Here is a 16,283-nt window from a genome sequence, read left to right as displayed (position 1 = left end):
GTGCGCATTGCGGCGCAGGGGGACACAAGAGGACACATCCCCCCCGCGCCGCAACGACCCTCGGGCTTGCGGCCGTTCGCCGCTACCGCTTCTTGGCGGGCTGAGGCAGTCGGCAGCCCCAGCGGTCCAGGTCCACCTTGCTGTTCGACGAGATGCAGCGTGCGATGCCGTACGTCTGCTGGGCGTAGTTGATGTTGTGACGCACCGTCACCTTGCCGTGCCTGTCCACCTCGCACGGGTTGTTGAGGGTGCAGCTCTCGCCGTCATTGTTGCCCGTGTTGTTGACCGCGACGACCTTCTTGGTGCGGTTGTCGATCACGGGGGAGCCGGAGGTGCCGCCGATCGTCTCGCAGGCGGGGGTGTACCGGAGGGAGTCCTTCCAGGTCCATTCGCCCTCCTTCAGCCGGTACACGAAGCCGTCGATGTGGCAGCCGTAGGTCTTCTTCCAGTACCCGGAGACGACCGTGATGGCCCTGCCCTGCCGAGGGTGCTTGGTGTCCAGCTCCAGCGCCTTGATCCCGTACTTCTTCTGGATCCCCGCGTAGCTGTCGGTCAGCTGGTACAGCGAGATGTCCGTGTCGGTCATCGTCGCGTACGCCAGCTTGCTCGCGGTCAGCGTGCCGACCTTCTCGGCCTTGGCGTTCAGGAGGGAGAAGGTCCGCTTCGACGGCAGGTCGACGACGACCTCACCGGCGCCCGGCATGTCCTGCTCGGTGATGCAGTGCCCGTTGGACAGGATCAGCGCCGGGTCGTTCGGCCGCGACTGCGGCATCCGGACGACCGAGCCCGAACAGTTGCTGAGCGCGACCGTACCCGCGAAGTCGACCGGCTTCGACGTCGGCTTCTGGGTGGCGGCCGAAGAGGTGAGCGCGGACGCGGACGCGGACCGTGCGGTGGTGGCCGCCGTGTTCTGGCCGGCAGCCGCGACCGCGGGCGCCGCACCGGCGCCCAGCAGCGTGAGCGCCGCCAGCGCACCGAGGAAAGGCTTTCTCATACGGGGATCCCCCTCCGAGTGACGAATTGTCAGGGGCATTCTTGGAGGGGGACGCGCGCCGGGCAAGGGGTTTGGCCCGATCAGGTGATCCGTATCTGGTCCAACCCACCTGCCGGAGGCGTCAGTTGGCCGGAACCGGCTCCAACTGCCACCACTGGTGCGGGGAGTCGGTGTCCTCCCACTGCTGCACCCCGGCGCCCTCCGCCGTGCTGCCGTCGACGACTTCGAGCAGCAGCCCGCTGATCCAGCTGACCAGGGACACCCGGCCCGGCGCGTCAGGATGCCGCTCGACGATCCACTCCTGGGCGCCGAAGTTGTTGGCGCTCCACTGCTGGACGCGGGTGCCGTTCTCGACGCGGGCACCGGCGACGTCCAGCCGCTTGCCGCTCGCCTCGTTCACCACGTGGTGCAGCCCGCTGCCCTCGTGCACCGGAGTCAGCCGCCACTGCTGGGCGGCGGCCCCGGAGTCCTTGCCCTGCTGCACCCGGGCGCCGCTGCCCTTCGCGCCGTCACGCACTTCGAGGAGCAGCCCGCTGTGGACGTTGCGCAGCAGGCAGACGCCCGCCGGGATCGATGCGAGCTCTTCGGCGTGCATGACCGGCCTTTCGTGGGCGGGGCGGGGTTGGGGCGGGGGACGTGAGGTTCCGGACGCCGAGTCTACGACGATCTTCGTACGAGGGCCGGGGCACGGGAACTGGGTACGGGGCCGAAGTGCGGGCGCTCGCGGCGGAGATGCGGGTTGCCTGGGTGGCGTTCGCCAGGGACGGGGAGCCGGGCTGGGCCGCATGCGGTTCGGGCCCGGGGACATGACGGAGCCGCCGTCCGGTCCGAGGGCCGGGCGGCGGCTCCGTGGCCGCTGGGGCGGGAGGGCCTGGGTGGAGGGCGTCCGCGCAGCAAGGGTGGGGGTGGTCAGGCGCCGAAGGTGGCCGGGTCCGGGCCCAGGCGCTTGCCCTCGTCCAGGGCGGCGAAGGCCGCCATGTCGTCGGCGTCCAGCTCGAAGTCGAAGACGTCGATGTTCTCCGCGATCCGCGACGGCGTCACGGACTTCGGGATCACCACGTTGCCCAGCTGGAGGTGCCAGCGCAGCACCGCCTGGGCCGGGGTCTTGCCGTGCTTGCGCGCGACGGCGACCACCGTCGGGACCTCCAGTAGGCCCTTGCCCTGGCCGAGTGGCGACCAGGCCTCGGTCGCGATGGAGTGCTTCGCGTGCATGGCGCGCGACTCGGACTGCTGGAGCTGCGGGTGCAGCTCGATCTGGTTGACCGCCGGAACGACCGAGGTCTCGGCGAGCAGCGTCTCCAGGTGCTCCGGAAGGAAGTTGGAGACGCCGATCGCCCTGGCGCGGCCGTCCGCGAGGATCTTCTCGAAGGCCTTGAAGGTGTCCACGAAGGTGCCCTGGGGGGCGACCGGCCAGTGGATCAGGTACAGGTCGACATGGTCGAGGCCCAGCTTGCCGAGCGACTCGTCGAAGGCGCGCAGGGTGGAGTCGTAGCCCTGCTTGTCGTTCCACAGCTTGGTGGTGACGAACAGTTCGTCACGGGCGATCCCGGAAGAGGCGAGCGCGCGGCCCGTGCCCTCCTCGTTGCCGTAGATCGCGGCGGTGTCGATGCTCCGGTAGCCGGCCTCAAGGGCCGAGCTGACCGCTGCCGTGGCCTCGTCGTCCGGCACCTGCCAGACGCCGAATCCGAGCTGCGGCATTTCGACGCCGTTGTTGAGGGTCAGGGAGGGGACCTTGCTCACGAGGAAACGATCCTTACTTCGTCGGGGGTGTCTGCCCTGTTGTAACGATCATCAACAGGCAGACATTCCCGGCTCGGCCGATTTTGCTTTACCGGGTAGCTTTCATCCTGCTTTATGTAGATCATCCGAGTATGACCACCCCGAACGATTCCAGCGATTCCACTGCTCCTTCCTCTTCCTCACCTGCGACCCGCACCTTCGACGAGCTGATCGCCGAGGCCGACTCCGTCGCGGTCGACGGCTGGGACTTCTCCTGGCTGGACGGCCGGGCCACCGAGCAGCGCCCCTCCTGGGGATACCAGCGCCTGATGGGCGAGCGGCTCGCCGTCGCCTCCGCCGCGCTCGACATCCAGACCGGCGGCGGCGAGGTGCTCGCAGGCGCCCCCGAGCTGCCTCCGGTGATGGTCGCCACCGAGTCCTGGCCGCCCAACGTGGCCAGGGCCACCGAGCTCCTGCACCCCCTGGGCGCGGTGGTCGTCGCCGACGAGGACCGGCCGCCGCTGCCCTTCGCGGACCACGCCTTCGACCTGGTGACCAGTCGCCACCCGGTGAAGGCGTGGTGGCCGGAGATCGCCCGCGTGCTGAGGCCGGGCGGCACGTACCTCTCCCAGCAGGTCGGCCCGGCGAGCGTCTTCGAGGTCGTCGAGTACTTCCTCGGCCCGCAGCCCGAGGCACGGCTGGGCCGCCGTCCGGAAACGGCGCGCGAGGAGGCCGAGGCGGCGGGACTGGAGGTCGTCGACCTGCGGTCGGAGTCGCTGCGGACCGAGTTCTTCGACATCGGCGCGGTCGTCTACTTCCTGCGCAAGGTGATCTGGATGGTGCCCGGCTTCACCGTGGACGCGTACCGGGACCGGCTGCGTGAGATGGACGCGCTGATCCGCCGCGACGGCTCCTTCGTGGCGCACACCGCACGCTTCCTGATCGAAGCGCGCAAGCCCTTCTGATCCACCGCCCCGCCAAACCTCCTCAGGCGAGCGAAACGAGCCCCAGATAGTCCGGGCTCCAGAGGTCCTCGGTGCCGTCCGGCAGGACCAGCACCCGGTCCGGGTGCAGGGCCTCGATCGCGCCCTCGTCGTGGGTGACCATCACGATCGCGCCGGGGTACGAGTCGACGGCGGCCAGCACCTCGGCCCGGGAGGCCGGGTCGAGGTTGTTGGTCGGCTCGTCGAGCAGGAGGACGTTCGCCCCGGAGTGCACCAGACCGGCCAGCGCGAGCCGGGTCTTCTCGCCGCCGGACAGCACTCCCGCCGGTTTGTCGGCGTCGTCCCCGGAGAACAGGAACGCCCCCAGCACCCGGCGGGCCTCGCCGTCCTCCAGGTGTGGCGCCGCAGACGCCAGGTTCTCCCGTACGGTACGGGCCGGCTCCAGGGTGTCGTGCTCCTGGGCGAAGTAGCCGAGCCGCAGCCCGTGCCCGTGGACGACGCGGCCCGAGTCCGGGGTCTCGTGGCCGGCCAGCAGGCGCAGCAGGGTCGTCTTGCCCGCCCCGTTGAGGCCGAGGACGACCAGCCTGCTGCCCCGGTCCACGGCCAGGTCGACGCCCTTGAGCACCGGCCGGCCGGCGTACGACTTCGTGAGGCTGACGGTGCCGAGGGGCATCCGACCGCACGGGGCGGGTTCCGGCAGCCGGATCCTGGCGACCTTCTCCGTGCGGCGTACCGGGGCCAGGTCGCTCAGCAGGCGATCCGCGCGGCGGGCCATGTTCTTGGCGGCGACGGCGGTCGCGACGTTGGCGCGCATCCGGTCCGCCTGGTGGTGCAGGGCGGACGCCTTGCGCTCGGCGGCGGCCCGCTCCCGGGTACGCCGCCGCTCGTCCGCCTCGCGCTGGGTGAGGTACGCGTGCCAGGGCGTGTTGTGCACGTCTAGGGCGGCGCGGGCGGGATCGAGGTGGAAGACCCGGTTGACGGTGTCGGCGAGGAGGCCGGTGTCGTGGCTGATCACCACGAGTCCGCCGCGGTGGGAGAGGAGGAAGGTGCGCAGCCAGGCGACCGAGTCGGCGTCGAGGTGGTTCGTCGGCTCGTCGAGGAGGAGGGTGCCGTGGTCGGCGAAGAGGATGCGGGCCAGCTCGACGCGGCGCTTCTGACCGCCGGACAGCTCACCGACGGGGCGGTCCACGACGCTGCCGGGCAGCCCGACACCGGCGGCGACGCGGGCGGCCTCGGCCTCGGCGGCGTACCCGCCACGGGCCTGGAAGTCGGCCTCGGCACGGGTGTACCGGGCCATGGCCCTGCGCTGCTCGGCCGGACCGGCGGCCCCGGCCATCGCGGCTTCGGCGGTACGCAGCGCCCGCACGGCACGGTCGAGGCCGCGGGCGGAGAGGATCCGGTCGGTGACGGAGACGGCCGGGTCGGCGGCCCGCGAGTCCTGGGCCAGGTACCCGAGGGAACCGGTGCGGGACACGGTGCCGGCGGCGGGCGGGAGCTGCCCGGCGAGGGTGTTGAGGAGGGTGGTCTTACCGGCCCCGTTGCGGCCCACGAGGCCGATGCGGTCGCCGGGGGCGATGTGGAAGGAGACGCCGGACAGGAGGAGACGGGCGCCGACGCGGACGTCGACACCACGGGCGGTGATCATGGAATTACGCTCCGGGATAGCAAAAGGACACACGTGTGGCGTGAACGCGGGTCCTCAGCTAAGAAACACGGGGCGTAGACATGCCCCCAAGGTATGCCCCCTCACCACCGCAAGGCGAACGATTTCGTCCCGTCTCCCTTGGGCACCGGGGCCGCCCCCCGGGGGCGGAACGGGTGGGCAAGGGGGGCGGCCCCCGACCCCGCCCCACTGCTTCGGTCCCGGCCCGCCCCGGCGAGCGGGTACGGCAGGAGCCGCAGGGAGTCGGGGACGTGGGTTCTCAGCGGTACAAGGCGCTGACTTCGGTCTCGTAGGCCTTCTCGATCGCCTTGCGCTTCAGCTTCAGCGAAGGGGTCAGCAGCCCGTGCTCCTCCGTGAACTGGTGTGCCAGGATCCGGAACGTCCGGATCGATTCCGGCTGGGAGACGAGGGTGTTCGCCGCCACCACCGCCCTCCGCACCTCCATCTCCAGATCCGGATCCCGCACCAGCTCCTTCGGCGCCAGCGGGGATCTTCCCTGCATCGCCAGCCAGTGCTCGATCGCCTCCAGGTCGAGCGTGACCAACGCGGCCACGTACGGCCGGTCGTTGCCCACGACGATGCACTGGGCGATCAGCGGATGCGCCCGCACCCGCTCCTCAAGACCCGTCGGCGACACGCTCTTGCCGCCCGACGTCACCAGGATCTCCTTCTTGCGCCCGGTGATCGTCAGATACCCGTCCTCGTCGAGCGCCCCGACGTCCCCGGTCGACAGCCACCCGTCGTGCAGCACCGCCGCACTCGCGGCCGGGTCGTTGAGGTAGCCCGCGAAGACGTGCCCGCCGTGCAGCCACACCTCGCCGTCGTCCGCGATGTGCACCGTCGTACCGGGCAGCGGCAGCCCCACCGTGCCGAAACGGGTGCGCTCCGGCGGATTGGCCGTGGCCGCCGCCGTCGACTCCGTCAGCCCGTACCCCTCGAAGATCGTCACGCCCGCGCCCGCGAAGAACAGCCCGAGCCGCCGCTCCATCGCCGAGCCGCCCGACATCGCGTGCCGCACCCGCCCGCCCATGGCCTCGCGCACCTTGCCGTACACCAGCTTCTCGTAGAGCTGGTGCTGCATCCGCAGGGAGGCCGAAGGCCCGGGGCCCGTACCGAAGGCCTTGTGCTCGACCGCCTCCGCGTAACGGACCGCCAGCTCCACCGCCTTGTCGAAGACGCCCACCTTCCCGTCGGCCTCCGCCTTGCGGCGCGCCGCGTGGTAGACCTTCTCGAAGACGTACGGCACGCCCAGGATGAAGGTCGGCCGGAACGCCGCCAGGTCCGGCAGCAACTCGGCCGCCGCCATGGCCGGTTGGTGACCCAGCTTGACCCGGCCCCGTACCGCCGCCACCTCCACCATCCGCCCGAAGACGTGCGCGAGCGGCAGGAAGAGCAGGGTGGAGGCCTCGTCGCCGGGGGAGGAGCGGAAGACCGGCTCCCAGCGGGCTATGACGGTGTCCGTCTCGGTCATGAAGTTCGCGTGCGTCAGGACGCAGCCCTTGGGACGGCCGGTGGTTCCCGAGGTGTAGATGACGGTGGCCACGGTGTCGGGGGTGACCGCGCGGCGGTGCCGGTGCACCACGTCGTCGTCCATCTGTGCGCCGGAGGCGACGAGTTCGTCCATCGCGTCGGTGTCCAGCTGCCACAGCCGGTGCATCCGGGGCAGCCGGTCGATCACGGAGGCGACCGTCATCGCGTGGTCCTCGTGCTCGACGACGCAGGCCACCACCTCCGCGTCGTGCAGCGTCCAGAAGACCTGCTCGGTGGAGGCCGTCGGATAGACCGGAACCGGCTGCGCGCCGACCGCCCACAGTGCGAAGTCGAACAGCGTCCACTCGTACCGCGTACGGGACATGATCGCGACCCGGTCGCCGAACCGCACGCCCTGCGCGAGCAGCCCCTTCGCGTACGCCAGCACCTCGTCACGGAACTCGGCCGAGGTCACGTCCTGCCAATGGCCGTCCACGTCCTTGCGGCCGAGGGCGACCCGGTGCGGATCCTCCTCGGCGTGGCTGAAAACCACATCCGCCAGTCCACCCACCTGAACAGAAGCGGCCGTGGGTGGGACAGTGAACTCGCGCAATGGACTGCTCCTTGTAGCGCTCCGCACAGCGCCGGTGACGGTACCCCAATGCGCCCCGGTGCGGGAGGCTCGGACGGCGACCTTACTTGGGGGTAAGTCGGACCGGGGGGAATCTCCACGGAATCTGTACGTTGCACCCGCTGGGCACCTACGGGGGTACGGTTTCAGCCACCGGGCTCGTATGGGTGTTCGCAGGGATCGGGGGCGCGACGGGGAGACGGCCACCGCCGGTTTCCGCCCTACCCGCCCCTGTGCAGCCGGTCCGCCCCCGCGAGGATCGCCGCCGCCAGCGCGTCCGCCGCCTCCTGCGAGGCCGGTCGCCTGCGCCCGTGGAGCAGCACGAAATCGACGGTGCCCAGCTCGGGCAGCGCACCCCCGCCCCCGCCCCCGCCCCCGCGCTGCCGCAGCGGCGCGAGCCCCGGCGGGATCAGCCCGTGGGTGTGCGCCATCACCCCGAGCCCGGCACGGGCCGCCGCCACCAGGCCGCTCAGGCTGCCGCTCGTACAGGCGATGCGCCAGGGCCGGCCGTGCGCCTCCAGCACTTCCAGCGCGCGGGCCCGGGTGATCGCGGGCGGCGGGAAGAGGATCAGCGGAACCGGCCGGTCCGGGTCCAGTCGCAGCCCGGGCGCCCCGATCCAGGTCAGCGTGTCCTGCCAGACCAGCTCGCCGTGCGTGTCGTCGGCCCGCCGCTTGGCCAGTACGAGATCGTGCCGCCCGCTCTCCAACTGCCGGTGCAGCACGCCCGAAAGCTCCACGGTCAGCTCCAGGTCCACCTCCGGATGATCACGCCGGAAGGTCTCCAGGATCTCCGGCATCCGGGTCAGTACGAAGTCCTCCGAGGCCCCGAACCGCAGCCGCCCGCGCAGCCGGGTGCCCGTGAAGTAGGCCGCCGCCCGCTCGTGCGCGGCCAGGATGGTGCGGGCGAAGCCAAGCATGGCCTCGCCATCCTCGGTGAGCGCCACCCGGTGGGTGTCCCGTACGAACAGCCGCCGTCCGGCCCCGTCCTCCAGCCGCCGCACGTGCTGGCTGACGGTCGACTGGCGCAGCCCGAGACGGCGCGCGGCCTGGGTGAAACTCAGCGTCTGCGCCACGGCGAGAAAGGTCCGCAGATGGGTCGGGTCGTACATACTCAGCCACGCTATCGCCCCTCCCTCCCGGCCACCCCCCATCGCGATCCGTGATGACAGTCAGCACGGTGTGCGGCTTTCCCGATGGCCCTGGTGCGGGAGACGATGACCTCCATGAACCGCCTCAAGCTGCCCTCCTGGCTACCGGTCGACGCCTACATCCTGGCGCTGATCGGCACCGTCGCCGTCTCCAGCCTGCTGCCCGTCTCCGGCACCGCCGCCGACGTGCTGGACAAGGTGACGATCGGGGCGATCGCGCTGCTCTTCTTCCTGTACGGGGCGAAGCTGTCCACCGAGGAGATCGTGGCGGGCCTCAGGCACTGGCGGCTGCACCTCACGGTGCTGGCCGCCACCTTCCTGGTCTTCCCGCTGCTCGGCCTGGCGGCGCGCGGCCTGGTCCCGTACGTCCTGACCCCCCAGCTCTACAGCGGCTTCCTCTTCCTCTGCCTGGTCCCTTCCACGATCCAGTCGTCGATCGCCTTCACCTCGATCGCGCGCGGAAACGTCCCGGCGGCGATCTGTGCGGGCTCGTTCTCCAGCCTGGTGGGGATCGTGGTGACCCCGCTCCTGGCGGCGGGACTCATCGGGGGCGACGCGGTCAGCTTCTCCGGCGGGTCGATCCTGAAGATCGTCTTCCAGCTGCTCGTGCCGTTCGTCCTGGGGCAGCTGCTGCGCCGCTGGGTGGGCGGCTTCCTGACCCGGCACAAGAAGGTGCTCGGCTACTTCGACCGGGGCTCGATCCTGCTGGTCGTGTACGCGGCGTTCAGCGCCGGCATGGTGCGCGGCATCTGGAACCAGGTGTCGCCCGGCCGGCTGGGGGCGCTGCTGCTGGTGGAGATGGTGCTGCTCGCGGTGATGCTGTGCCTGACCTGGTACGGGTCGAAGCGGCTGGGCTTCCCGCGCGGGGACCGGCTGGCCATCCAGTTCGCGGGCTCGAAGAAGAGCCTGGCGGCGGGACTGCCGATGGCGAGCGTGCTGTTCGGGGCACAGGCGAGTCTGGCGGTGCTGCCGCTGATGCTGTTCCACCAGATGCAGCTGATGGTGTGCGCGGTGATCGCGAAACGACGCGCCCAGGACCCGGAGGCGGCACCCGGGCCCCTCGCCGCGACACCGGCCACGGCAGACGGGGCCGCACGGCCCGCAGGTACCGGAACTCCCGCACAGTGATCTCTGGCAAGATCGTCAAGTGACCTCCGCGATACGTTCCTTCGCCTCCCGCACCCGCCCCTGCGCGCTCACCGTGTGCAGGGGCTGTTGCTGCGGCGATGCCCGCAAGAACCCCGGCACCGACCACGAGGGCCAGCTGCGCCGCCTGCGTGAGGCGGCGGCCGAGTCCGCGGGCCATCTGGTCGTCCGTACCAGCGACTGCCTGGGACCGTGCGGACAGGCGAACGTCGTCGTGGTCCAGCCCTCCACCGAGGGCCGCCGCCGGGGCGGCAGGGCGGCCTGGGTCGGCTGGGCGCTGGACGACGACAGCACGGACGAGATCCTCGCGTGGGTGGCGGCGGGCGGCCCGGGCATCGCGAAACCGCCCGCGACGCTGGAGCTCCAGTTCTTCCCGGCCCCGGTCGAGACCCGAACGCCCAAACGCTGACCACGGACAGGGAGGAGACCGGACCATGCACACGACCATCACCCCGTTCACGCTCACCCCGTGGAAGGACAAGCAGCGCCACGGCCGCACCACCCTCGGCTGGGAGGGCACCTCCCCGGAGTTCGGCGACCTCCGCGTGGTCCACCCGCTGGGCCGGGACCAGCCGAACACCCTCGCCACGGAGGCCGGTGGCGCCCGCGTCCCGCTCGCCCGCTTCGAGACGCGCGGCGCCCACGTGGACCTGGTGTCCCTGCCGACCCTCAACCGCGCGACGCTCCGCGTGGGCGACGCCCTGGTCCGCATGAACCGGAACCGCTGGGCGCTCACCCACCGCGCCCGCTCCCTCCGCCTGACGTACCTGGGCGACTCGTACCGCCTCAAGGCCCTCGGCCGGCACGCCTACGAACTGTCCCGGCAGCCGGACACCGAGGACCCGGGCGTCCGTCTCACGGTCCACGGTTCCGGCATGGGCAGCCGCCGGAAGCTCACGGTCCGAGCCGCCGGCCGGGCCCTCCCCGCGGACATCTCCCTCGCCCTCGTCTTCTCCGCAGTCGACCGCTCGGTCCTGACCCGCCGGGGCGCGGTCCGGGCGGCCATCTCGCGACTCTTCAACCTGTGGGCGGAATGGCATGCCTGAGCGGCCACGGAGGGTCAGAAAACTGAGTCAGTCGGGCAGGATGATGCGGTCCTCGCCCGTGTAGATGTTCATGTTCGAGCCGCGGAGGAAACCGACGAGGGTCAGGTCGGTTTCGGCGGCCAGGTCCACGGCCAGGGACGACGGGGCGGAGACCGCGGCCAGGAAGGGGATGCCGGCCATCACCGCCTTCTGGGCCAGTTCGAAGGAGGCTCGGCCCGAGACCAGGAGGATGGTTCGGGAGAGGGGGAGGCGGTTGTCCGTGAGGGCGCGGCCTATCAGTTTGTCGACCGCGTTGTGGCGGCCCACGTCCTCGCGTATGTCGAGGAGTTCGCCGGATTCGGAGAAGAGGGCCGCCGCGTGCAGGCCGCCCGTCCTGTCGAACACCTGCTGGGAGTCGCGCAGGCGGTCGGGGAGGGTGGCGAGGAGTTCCGGGGCCACCCGCAGTTTCGGGGTGTCTGCGATCGGGAAGCGGGCCGTCGTGCGGACCGCGTCCAGGCTGGCCTTGCCGCAGAGGCCGCAGGAGGAGGTCGTGTAGACGTTGCGTTCCAGGGTGATGTCCGGGACGGGGGTGCCGGGGGCCAGGCGTACGTCCACCACGTTGTAGGAGTTGGTGCCGTCCTCCTTGGCGCCCGCGCAGTAGACGATGTTCGCCACTTCCGCGCCGGCGCCGAGTACGCCTTCGCTGACCAGGAAGCCCGCGGCCAGCGCGAAGTCGTCGCCGGGGGTGCGCATGGTGATCGCCAGGGGCTTGCCGTTGAGCCTGATCTCCAGGGGCTCCTCCGCCACCAGCGTGTCCGGGCGGGTCGAGATCGCTCCGTCCCTGATGCGGATGACGCGGCGGCGTGCGGTGACCCGGCCCATGGTGAACCAGTCCTCCCCGAGAGTGACGAGTGTGCGTGGTTGCGTGTGTGCGTGTGCACAGTGCGTGCCATTCTCCGTCGGGTCGGCGGGAAGCTCCAAAGTCTGGGTGGCGAATGCTGTTGATTCACGCGCCCTCGTACCGGTGAGTCACAAAGAAGACTGGGTCGCTCCGACTGTCCGCAATGAGGGGTGGAGTCGCCGCATGACCGGTTCACGGATCGTCGCGCTCGGGCATTACCAGCCGGCCAAGGTGCTCACGAATGAAGACCTGGCGAAGCTGGTCGACACCAGCGACGAATGGATCACCAGCCGGGTCGGCATCAGAACCCGGCACGTCGCGGGCCCGGACGAACCGGTCGACGAGCTGGCGGCGCACGCGGGAGCCAAGGCGCTCGCGTCGGCCGGACTGGATCCCGCCGACATCGACCTCGTGCTGGTCGCCACCTCCACCGCCATCGACCGCTCGCCGAACATGGCCGCGCGGGTCGCCGCGCGGCTCGGCATGGGTTCGCCTGCGGTCATGGACCTCAATGTCGTCTGCTCGGGATTCACGCACGCACTCGCGACGGCCGACCACGCGGTACGGGCGGGGTCCGCGAACCGGGTCCTGGTCATCGGTGCCGACAAGATGACGGAGGTCGCGGACTGGAGCGACCGGTCCTCGTGCGTGCTGGTGGGGGACGGGGCGGGGGCGGTCGTCGTCGAGGCCGTGGAGGGGGATGCGGGGGCGGGAGGCTCCGGATTCGGGGATCATGCGGGGGCCATCGGGCCCGTGCTCTGGGGGTCCGTACCCGAGATGGGGCATGCGGTACGGATCGAAGGGACGCCGCCCCGGTTCGAGCAGGTCGGGCAGAGCGTGTACCGGTGGGCCACCACGCAGCTGCCGCCGATCGCCCGGAAGGTGTGCGAGCGGGCGGGGCTCGCGCCGGAGGAGCTGGCGGGAGTCGTGCTGCACCAGGCCAACCTGCGGTTGATCGAGCCGTTGGCGCAGCGGATCGGGGCGGTGAACGCGGTGATCGCGCGGGACGTGGTGGACTCCGGGAACACTTCCGCGGCGAGCATTCCGATGGCGTTCTCGAAGCTGGTCGAACGCGGTGAGATCGCCTCCGGGGCGCCGGTCCTCCTCTTCGGATTCGGCGGAAACCTGTCCTACGCGGGCCAGGTCGTCCGCTGCCCGTAGCCGCGTCGCCCGAAGTCACGTCCCCCCACCAGGCCGCCTGCTGCACCCGCCTGACCGCCAAACCTGCCCGCACGCCCGCCTGCCTGCCCACCCGCACGCCCGTCTGCCTGCCCGCTTCTCGGCGGACAGGCAGGCGGGCGCCTTCGTCGCGTCGGGGCCGGGCTCCTCGCTCCGTGCGGTCCACGCCGAGCCCGTTGACCAGCAGGGCCGTGTGGTCGTGGAGGGTGCTGTCGGCGTCGAAGCAGCGGCGGACGAGGGGCGGGACGCCGCGCGCGGTCCCCTCGCCGACACCCCGGGCGGCCCGTCGCATCGCGCGGGCAACGGCCTCCGCGCCGCAGCGAACGCAGGGATTCCCACCTACAGTTGCCGCCGACCGGGACCAGAGTTGCCGCTGTGAAACAGGTCGCCACATGTGACTCAATACGCATCAACTCATGGCCGAACATGGGTAGTTGAATCGTGAAGCGCGCGGACTACAGTCTTCGATTCGAAGGCCTCTGAAACCTTCGATCCGCCCTCACCCGATCCCTTGTGCGACACAGCCGAGAGGTCTCTCGACCATGCGCCCGCTCCTTCTCGCTCCCCCTCCGCTTTCGCCCCAGCTCACACCCCGCGACCGCCGGCTCTTCCAGGAGTACGGGCAGGGGCCTGCCGCCCCCGTTCCGTACGCCCTCGTCCATGAGGCCTTCGAGCGTCGCGCCGCCGCCACTCCGCACGCCGTCGCCGCCGAGCACCGGGGTACGACGGTCACCTACGGCGAACTCGACCGGCTGGCCGGGCGGCTCGCGGCCCGGCTCGTCCGTGCGGGCGTACGCCGCGGTGACCGCGTCGGGCTGTTCGTACGCCGCTCGATCCCGATGCTGGTCGGACTGCTCGCCACCCTCAAGGCCGGTGCCGCCTACGTTCCGCAGGACATCGGGCTCACCCCGGCCGCCCAACTGCGCCATGTCATCCGCACCGCGGGCACCAGGGTGGTCCTCACCCAGGCGAGATACGCGGAGCGCGTGCCGCTGTTACCCGGGCAGGTACGGATCGCCGTGGACGAGACGCCCGACGGGGCCCCGCCGGGCGTACCGGAGTCCGCGCCGCCGCTGCCGGCCGCGGCCGGGCCCGGGGCGCGGCCCGACGACGGGTGCTACGTCCTGTTCACCTCAGGCACCACGGGCGCCCCCAACGGAGTCACCGTTACCCACCGCAACGTCTGCAACCTGTTGCTCACCGAACCCGGCGGCCTCGGCATCGGCCCCGGGCAGCGGGTCGCGCAGATCCTCAACATCGCCTTCGACATGGCCGCCTGGGAGATCCTCGGCTCGCTCCTCGGCGGCGGCACCCTCGTCATCCGCGGCAAGGACATCGCCGAGACCGTACGCAGCGCACACGTCGTGATCGCCACACCGACCGTGCTGTCGGGGATCGACCCGGACGGCTGCCCCGAGGTACGGACCGTGGCGGTCGCGGGCGAGCCGTGCCCCCGGCCGCTCGCCGACCTGTGGGCGCGGAACCGGACCTTCTACAACTGCTGCGGCCCCACCGAGACCACCATCGTCAACACCATGCGCCGCCATTCGCCCGAAGCGGAGCTGCTCACCATCGGGCGCCCGACGCCCAACAACACCGTCTACATCCTCGACGAGCACCGCCGCCCCGTCCCCATCGGCGCGACCGGCGAGATGTGGGCGGGCGGTGCCGGAATCTCCGCCGGATATCTCGGCAACCGGGCGCTGACCGACGAGCGGTACGCCCCCGACCCCTTCATGGGGCACGGCCACCGGATGTTCCGCACCCGTGACCTCGGGCGCTGGACCCCGGACGGGGAGCTCGAACACCTCGGCAGGACCGACGACCAGGTGAAGATACGCGGCTTCCGGGTCGAGCCTGACTCGGTCTCGGCCGTCCTGGAGGCACTGCCCGGATGCACCCGAGCGGTCACCCTGCGACGCGACGCGCGCAGCCTCGTCTCGTTCGTGTGCCCCAAGGACGTGGACCCGGAGGCGGCGCGCGCCGCGGTGGCCGCCGTGCTGCCCTACTACTGCGTGCCCAGCGCCGTACTGCCGGTCTCGGCGCTTCCCGAGACGGACCGGGGGAAGGTCGACAAGGCGGCACTGCGGCGGCTGGCCGAGGGGGCGGCCCTGTGACCACCTCCCCGCCGCTGCGACAGCCGCTCCCTCCCGAGGCGGAGCCCCCGGCCGGACGGGGACCCGGCGCGGCACAGGACCCGCAGACCTCACTGCCCCCGCTGCCCCCGCTGACCTCCTGGCCCCGGCGGATCCTCAAGCACCCCCGGCTGATGCACTACAACCGCCTCGCGGGCCTCGTCATCGTCGCGAACCTGGTCTTCCTCGGCACGGCCGACGGCCTGTCCGACACCCGCACCCTCGGGTACGCCGCGCTGGCGAACTTCGCGCTCGCCGTCGTCGCACGCCAGCAGTACGTCATCAACTTCCTTTTCAGGCTTGCTACCTGGGCTCCGGTGAGCTGGCCGCTGAAGGTGCGCTGGACGCTCGGCAAGGTGTACCACTTCGGCGGGCTGCACCTGGGCGGCGCACTGGCGGGCACCCTGTGGTTCCTCGCCCTGACGGTGACGGTGGCGGTGACCGGTGAGGGCCCTGCCGGGATGCGGGCCGTGTCGTACGCGCTGGTCGTCCTGCTCGTACTGATCGTGGCGACCGCCCTGCCCCCGTTCAGGTCCCGGTTCCACGACCACTTCGAGAAGATCCACCGCTTCGGCGGCTGGGCGGCGCTGCTCCTCTTCTGGGCGCACACGCTGCTCCTGGCGCGCGGCCCCTCGGATCCCGGCATCTGGATCCTCGCCCTGGTCACCCTCAGCGTCGCGCTCCCCTGGATGCGGCTGCGCAAGGTCGACGTACGCATCGAACGGCCCTCCTCGCACGTGGCGTTGGCCCGTTTCGACCACGGAGTGACGCCCTTCGCCGGTTCGTCCACGGCGATCAGCCGCAGCCCGCTCAAGGAGTGGCACTCCTTCGCCAACGTGCCGTCCCCCGGGCAGAGCGGCTTCCGGCTGACGATCTCCCGCGCGGGCGACTGGACGGGCTCCTTCATCGACGACGCCCCCTCCCGGGTGTGGGTGAAGGGCATCACCACCGCGGGCGTCGCCAACATCGAGACGCTGTTCAGCAAGGTGGTGTACGTGGCGACCGGCAGCGGCATCGGACCCTGCCTCCCGCATCTGCTCGCGGCCGAGGTGCCCTCCCGGCTGGTGTGGGCGGTGCGCGACCCCCGCAGGACCTATGGCGACGCGCTCGTCGACGAGATCCTCGCGGTGCAGCCGGACGCGGTCGTCTGGGACACCGGCAAGGACGGCAAGCCCGACATGGTGCGCCTCGCCCACGCCGCGTACCGGGACTTCGGCGCCGAGGCCGTCATCTGCATCTCCAACAAGAAGCTGACCTGGCAGGTGGTGCACGGCCTTGAGCGGCGAGGCATCCCGGCCTACGGCGCGATCTGGGACTCGTAACCCCTT

At 71.2% G+C, this 16,283-nt stretch carries 14 protein-coding genes; 7 read left to right on the top strand and 7 right to left on the bottom strand.

The window, feature by feature from the left end; translation table 11 throughout:
- Nucleotides 1-82: 82 nt before the first annotated feature.
- The 3 genes from ACZ5PB_RS01405 to ACZ5PB_RS01395 form a co-directional block, all read right to left on the bottom strand.
- Nucleotides 83-994, bottom strand: a complete 912-nt coding sequence (locus tag ACZ5PB_RS01405; RefSeq protein WP_468686760.1) for a trypsin-like serine peptidase — start codon at nucleotides 992-994, stop codon at nucleotides 83-85.
- 121 nt (nucleotides 995-1,115) lie between these two features.
- Nucleotides 1,116-1,589 (bottom strand): RICIN domain-containing protein, encoded by a 474-nt coding sequence (locus tag ACZ5PB_RS01400; protein ID WP_468686757.1) that lies wholly within the window; start codon nucleotides 1,587-1,589, stop codon nucleotides 1,116-1,118.
- A gap of 314 nt (nucleotides 1,590-1,903) precedes the next feature.
- Nucleotides 1,904-2,734: an aldo/keto reductase gene (locus ACZ5PB_RS01395; protein ID WP_468686755.1), complete on the bottom strand. Its 831-nt coding sequence runs from the start codon at nucleotides 2,732-2,734 to the stop codon at nucleotides 1,904-1,906.
- Between the two features lie 131 nt (nucleotides 2,735-2,865).
- On the opposite strand from ACZ5PB_RS01395, the gene ACZ5PB_RS01390 reads away from it, so the two are divergent.
- Nucleotides 2,866-3,678 (top strand): class I SAM-dependent methyltransferase, encoded by an 813-nt coding sequence (locus ACZ5PB_RS01390; RefSeq protein ID WP_468686753.1) that lies wholly within the window; start codon nucleotides 2,866-2,868, stop codon nucleotides 3,676-3,678.
- 22 nt (nucleotides 3,679-3,700) lie between these two features.
- On the opposite strand, the gene ACZ5PB_RS01385 is transcribed toward ACZ5PB_RS01390, so the two are convergent.
- From ACZ5PB_RS01385 to ACZ5PB_RS01375, 3 genes are all read right to left on the bottom strand, one after another.
- Nucleotides 3,701-5,302 carry an ABC-F family ATP-binding cassette domain-containing protein gene (locus ACZ5PB_RS01385; RefSeq protein WP_468686752.1) on the bottom strand — a complete coding sequence of 534 codons (1,602 nt, stop codon included), beginning with the start codon at nucleotides 5,300-5,302 and terminating at the stop codon, nucleotides 3,701-3,703.
- Nucleotides 5,303-5,579: 277 nt separating this feature from the next.
- The gene (locus ACZ5PB_RS01380) at nucleotides 5,580-7,403 is read right to left on the bottom strand and encodes an AMP-dependent synthetase/ligase (RefSeq protein ID WP_468686751.1); all 1,824 of its coding nucleotides are present in this window, start codon (nucleotides 7,401-7,403) and stop codon (nucleotides 5,580-5,582) included.
- A gap of 239 nt (nucleotides 7,404-7,642) precedes the next feature.
- Complete coding sequence (locus ACZ5PB_RS01375) at nucleotides 7,643-8,530, bottom strand: LysR substrate-binding domain-containing protein (protein WP_468686749.1); 888 nt, start codon at nucleotides 8,528-8,530, stop codon at nucleotides 7,643-7,645.
- A gap of 114 nt (nucleotides 8,531-8,644) precedes the next feature.
- Here ACZ5PB_RS01375 and ACZ5PB_RS01370 point away from each other — a divergent pair, with 114 nt between their 5' ends.
- Genes ACZ5PB_RS01370 through ACZ5PB_RS01360 form a run of 3 tightly spaced genes read left to right on the top strand, consistent with a single transcriptional unit; the run spans nucleotide 8,645 to nucleotide 10,761 of the window.
- A complete protein-coding gene (locus ACZ5PB_RS01370; RefSeq protein ID WP_468686746.1) occupies nucleotides 8,645-9,697 on the top strand; it encodes a bile acid:sodium symporter family protein in 1,053 nt (350 codons plus the stop codon).
- Between the two features lie 19 nt (nucleotides 9,698-9,716).
- Nucleotides 9,717-10,124 carry a (2Fe-2S) ferredoxin domain-containing protein gene (locus ACZ5PB_RS01365; RefSeq protein WP_468686745.1) on the top strand — a complete coding sequence of 136 codons (408 nt, stop codon included), beginning with the start codon at nucleotides 9,717-9,719 and terminating at the stop codon, nucleotides 10,122-10,124.
- Between the two features lie 25 nt (nucleotides 10,125-10,149).
- On the top strand, nucleotides 10,150-10,761 hold the full coding sequence (locus ACZ5PB_RS01360) for a hypothetical protein (protein WP_468686744.1): 612 nt from the start codon (nucleotides 10,150-10,152) through the stop codon (nucleotides 10,759-10,761).
- 27 nt (nucleotides 10,762-10,788) lie between these two features.
- Here ACZ5PB_RS01360 and fdhD read toward each other — a convergent pair whose 3' ends face one another.
- Nucleotides 10,789-11,622, bottom strand: coding sequence for a formate dehydrogenase accessory sulfurtransferase FdhD (gene fdhD / locus ACZ5PB_RS01355; protein WP_468686743.1), 834 nt, complete (start codon nucleotides 11,620-11,622; stop codon nucleotides 10,789-10,791).
- A 202-nt stretch (nucleotides 11,623-11,824) separates the two neighbouring features.
- On the opposite strand from fdhD, the gene ACZ5PB_RS01350 reads away from it, so the two are divergent.
- The 3 genes from ACZ5PB_RS01350 (at nucleotide 11,825) to ACZ5PB_RS01340 (ending at nucleotide 16,277) form a co-directional block, all read left to right on the top strand.
- Nucleotides 11,825-12,802 carry a beta-ketoacyl-ACP synthase III gene (locus ACZ5PB_RS01350; RefSeq protein ID WP_468686742.1) on the top strand — a complete coding sequence of 326 codons (978 nt, stop codon included), beginning with the start codon at nucleotides 11,825-11,827 and terminating at the stop codon, nucleotides 12,800-12,802.
- A 560-nt stretch (nucleotides 12,803-13,362) separates the two neighbouring features.
- Nucleotides 13,363-14,937, top strand: a complete 1,575-nt coding sequence (locus ACZ5PB_RS01345; RefSeq protein WP_468686741.1) for an amino acid adenylation domain-containing protein — start codon at nucleotides 13,363-13,365, stop codon at nucleotides 14,935-14,937.
- Between the two features lie 92 nt (nucleotides 14,938-15,029).
- Complete coding sequence (locus ACZ5PB_RS01340) at nucleotides 15,030-16,277, top strand: ferredoxin reductase domain-containing protein (protein WP_468688224.1); 1,248 nt, start codon at nucleotides 15,030-15,032, stop codon at nucleotides 16,275-16,277.
- The last annotated feature ends 6 nt before the right edge of the window (nucleotides 16,278-16,283 follow it).

It is taken from the genome of Streptomyces sp. NPDC032721 (assembly GCF_055579625.1).
The sequence above is the reverse complement of the archived record's forward strand: the minus strand, read 5'-3'. Positions and strand labels throughout refer to the sequence as shown.

What these genes read in the sequence shown, in the direction of transcription:
- ACZ5PB_RS01405 (WP_468686760.1), bottom strand. Translation starts at nt 994, where the DNA reads ATGAGAAAGCCTTTCCTCGGTGCGCTGGCGGCGCTCACGCTGCTGGGC.
- ACZ5PB_RS01400 (WP_468686757.1), bottom strand. Translation starts at nt 1,589, where the DNA reads ATGCACGCCGAAGAGCTCGCATCGATCCCGGCGGGCGTCTGCCTGCTG.
- ACZ5PB_RS01390 (WP_468686753.1), top strand. Translation starts at nt 2,866, where the DNA reads ATGACCACCCCGAACGATTCCAGCGATTCCACTGCTCCTTCCTCTTCC.
- ACZ5PB_RS01385 (WP_468686752.1), bottom strand. Translation starts at nt 5,302, where the DNA reads ATGATCACCGCCCGTGGTGTCGACGTCCGCGTCGGCGCCCGTCTCCTC.
- ACZ5PB_RS01375 (WP_468686749.1), bottom strand. Translation starts at nt 8,530, where the DNA reads ATGTACGACCCGACCCATCTGCGGACCTTTCTCGCCGTGGCGCAGACG.
- ACZ5PB_RS01370 (WP_468686746.1), top strand. Translation starts at nt 8,645, where the DNA reads ATGAACCGCCTCAAGCTGCCCTCCTGGCTACCGGTCGACGCCTACATC.
- ACZ5PB_RS01360 (WP_468686744.1), top strand. Translation starts at nt 10,150, where the DNA reads ATGCACACGACCATCACCCCGTTCACGCTCACCCCGTGGAAGGACAAG.
- fdhD (WP_468686743.1), bottom strand. Translation starts at nt 11,622, where the DNA reads ATGGGCCGGGTCACCGCACGCCGCCGCGTCATCCGCATCAGGGACGGA.
- ACZ5PB_RS01350 (WP_468686742.1), top strand. Translation starts at nt 11,825, where the DNA reads ATGACCGGTTCACGGATCGTCGCGCTCGGGCATTACCAGCCGGCCAAG.
- ACZ5PB_RS01345 (WP_468686741.1), top strand. Translation starts at nt 13,363, where the DNA reads ATGCGCCCGCTCCTTCTCGCTCCCCCTCCGCTTTCGCCCCAGCTCACA.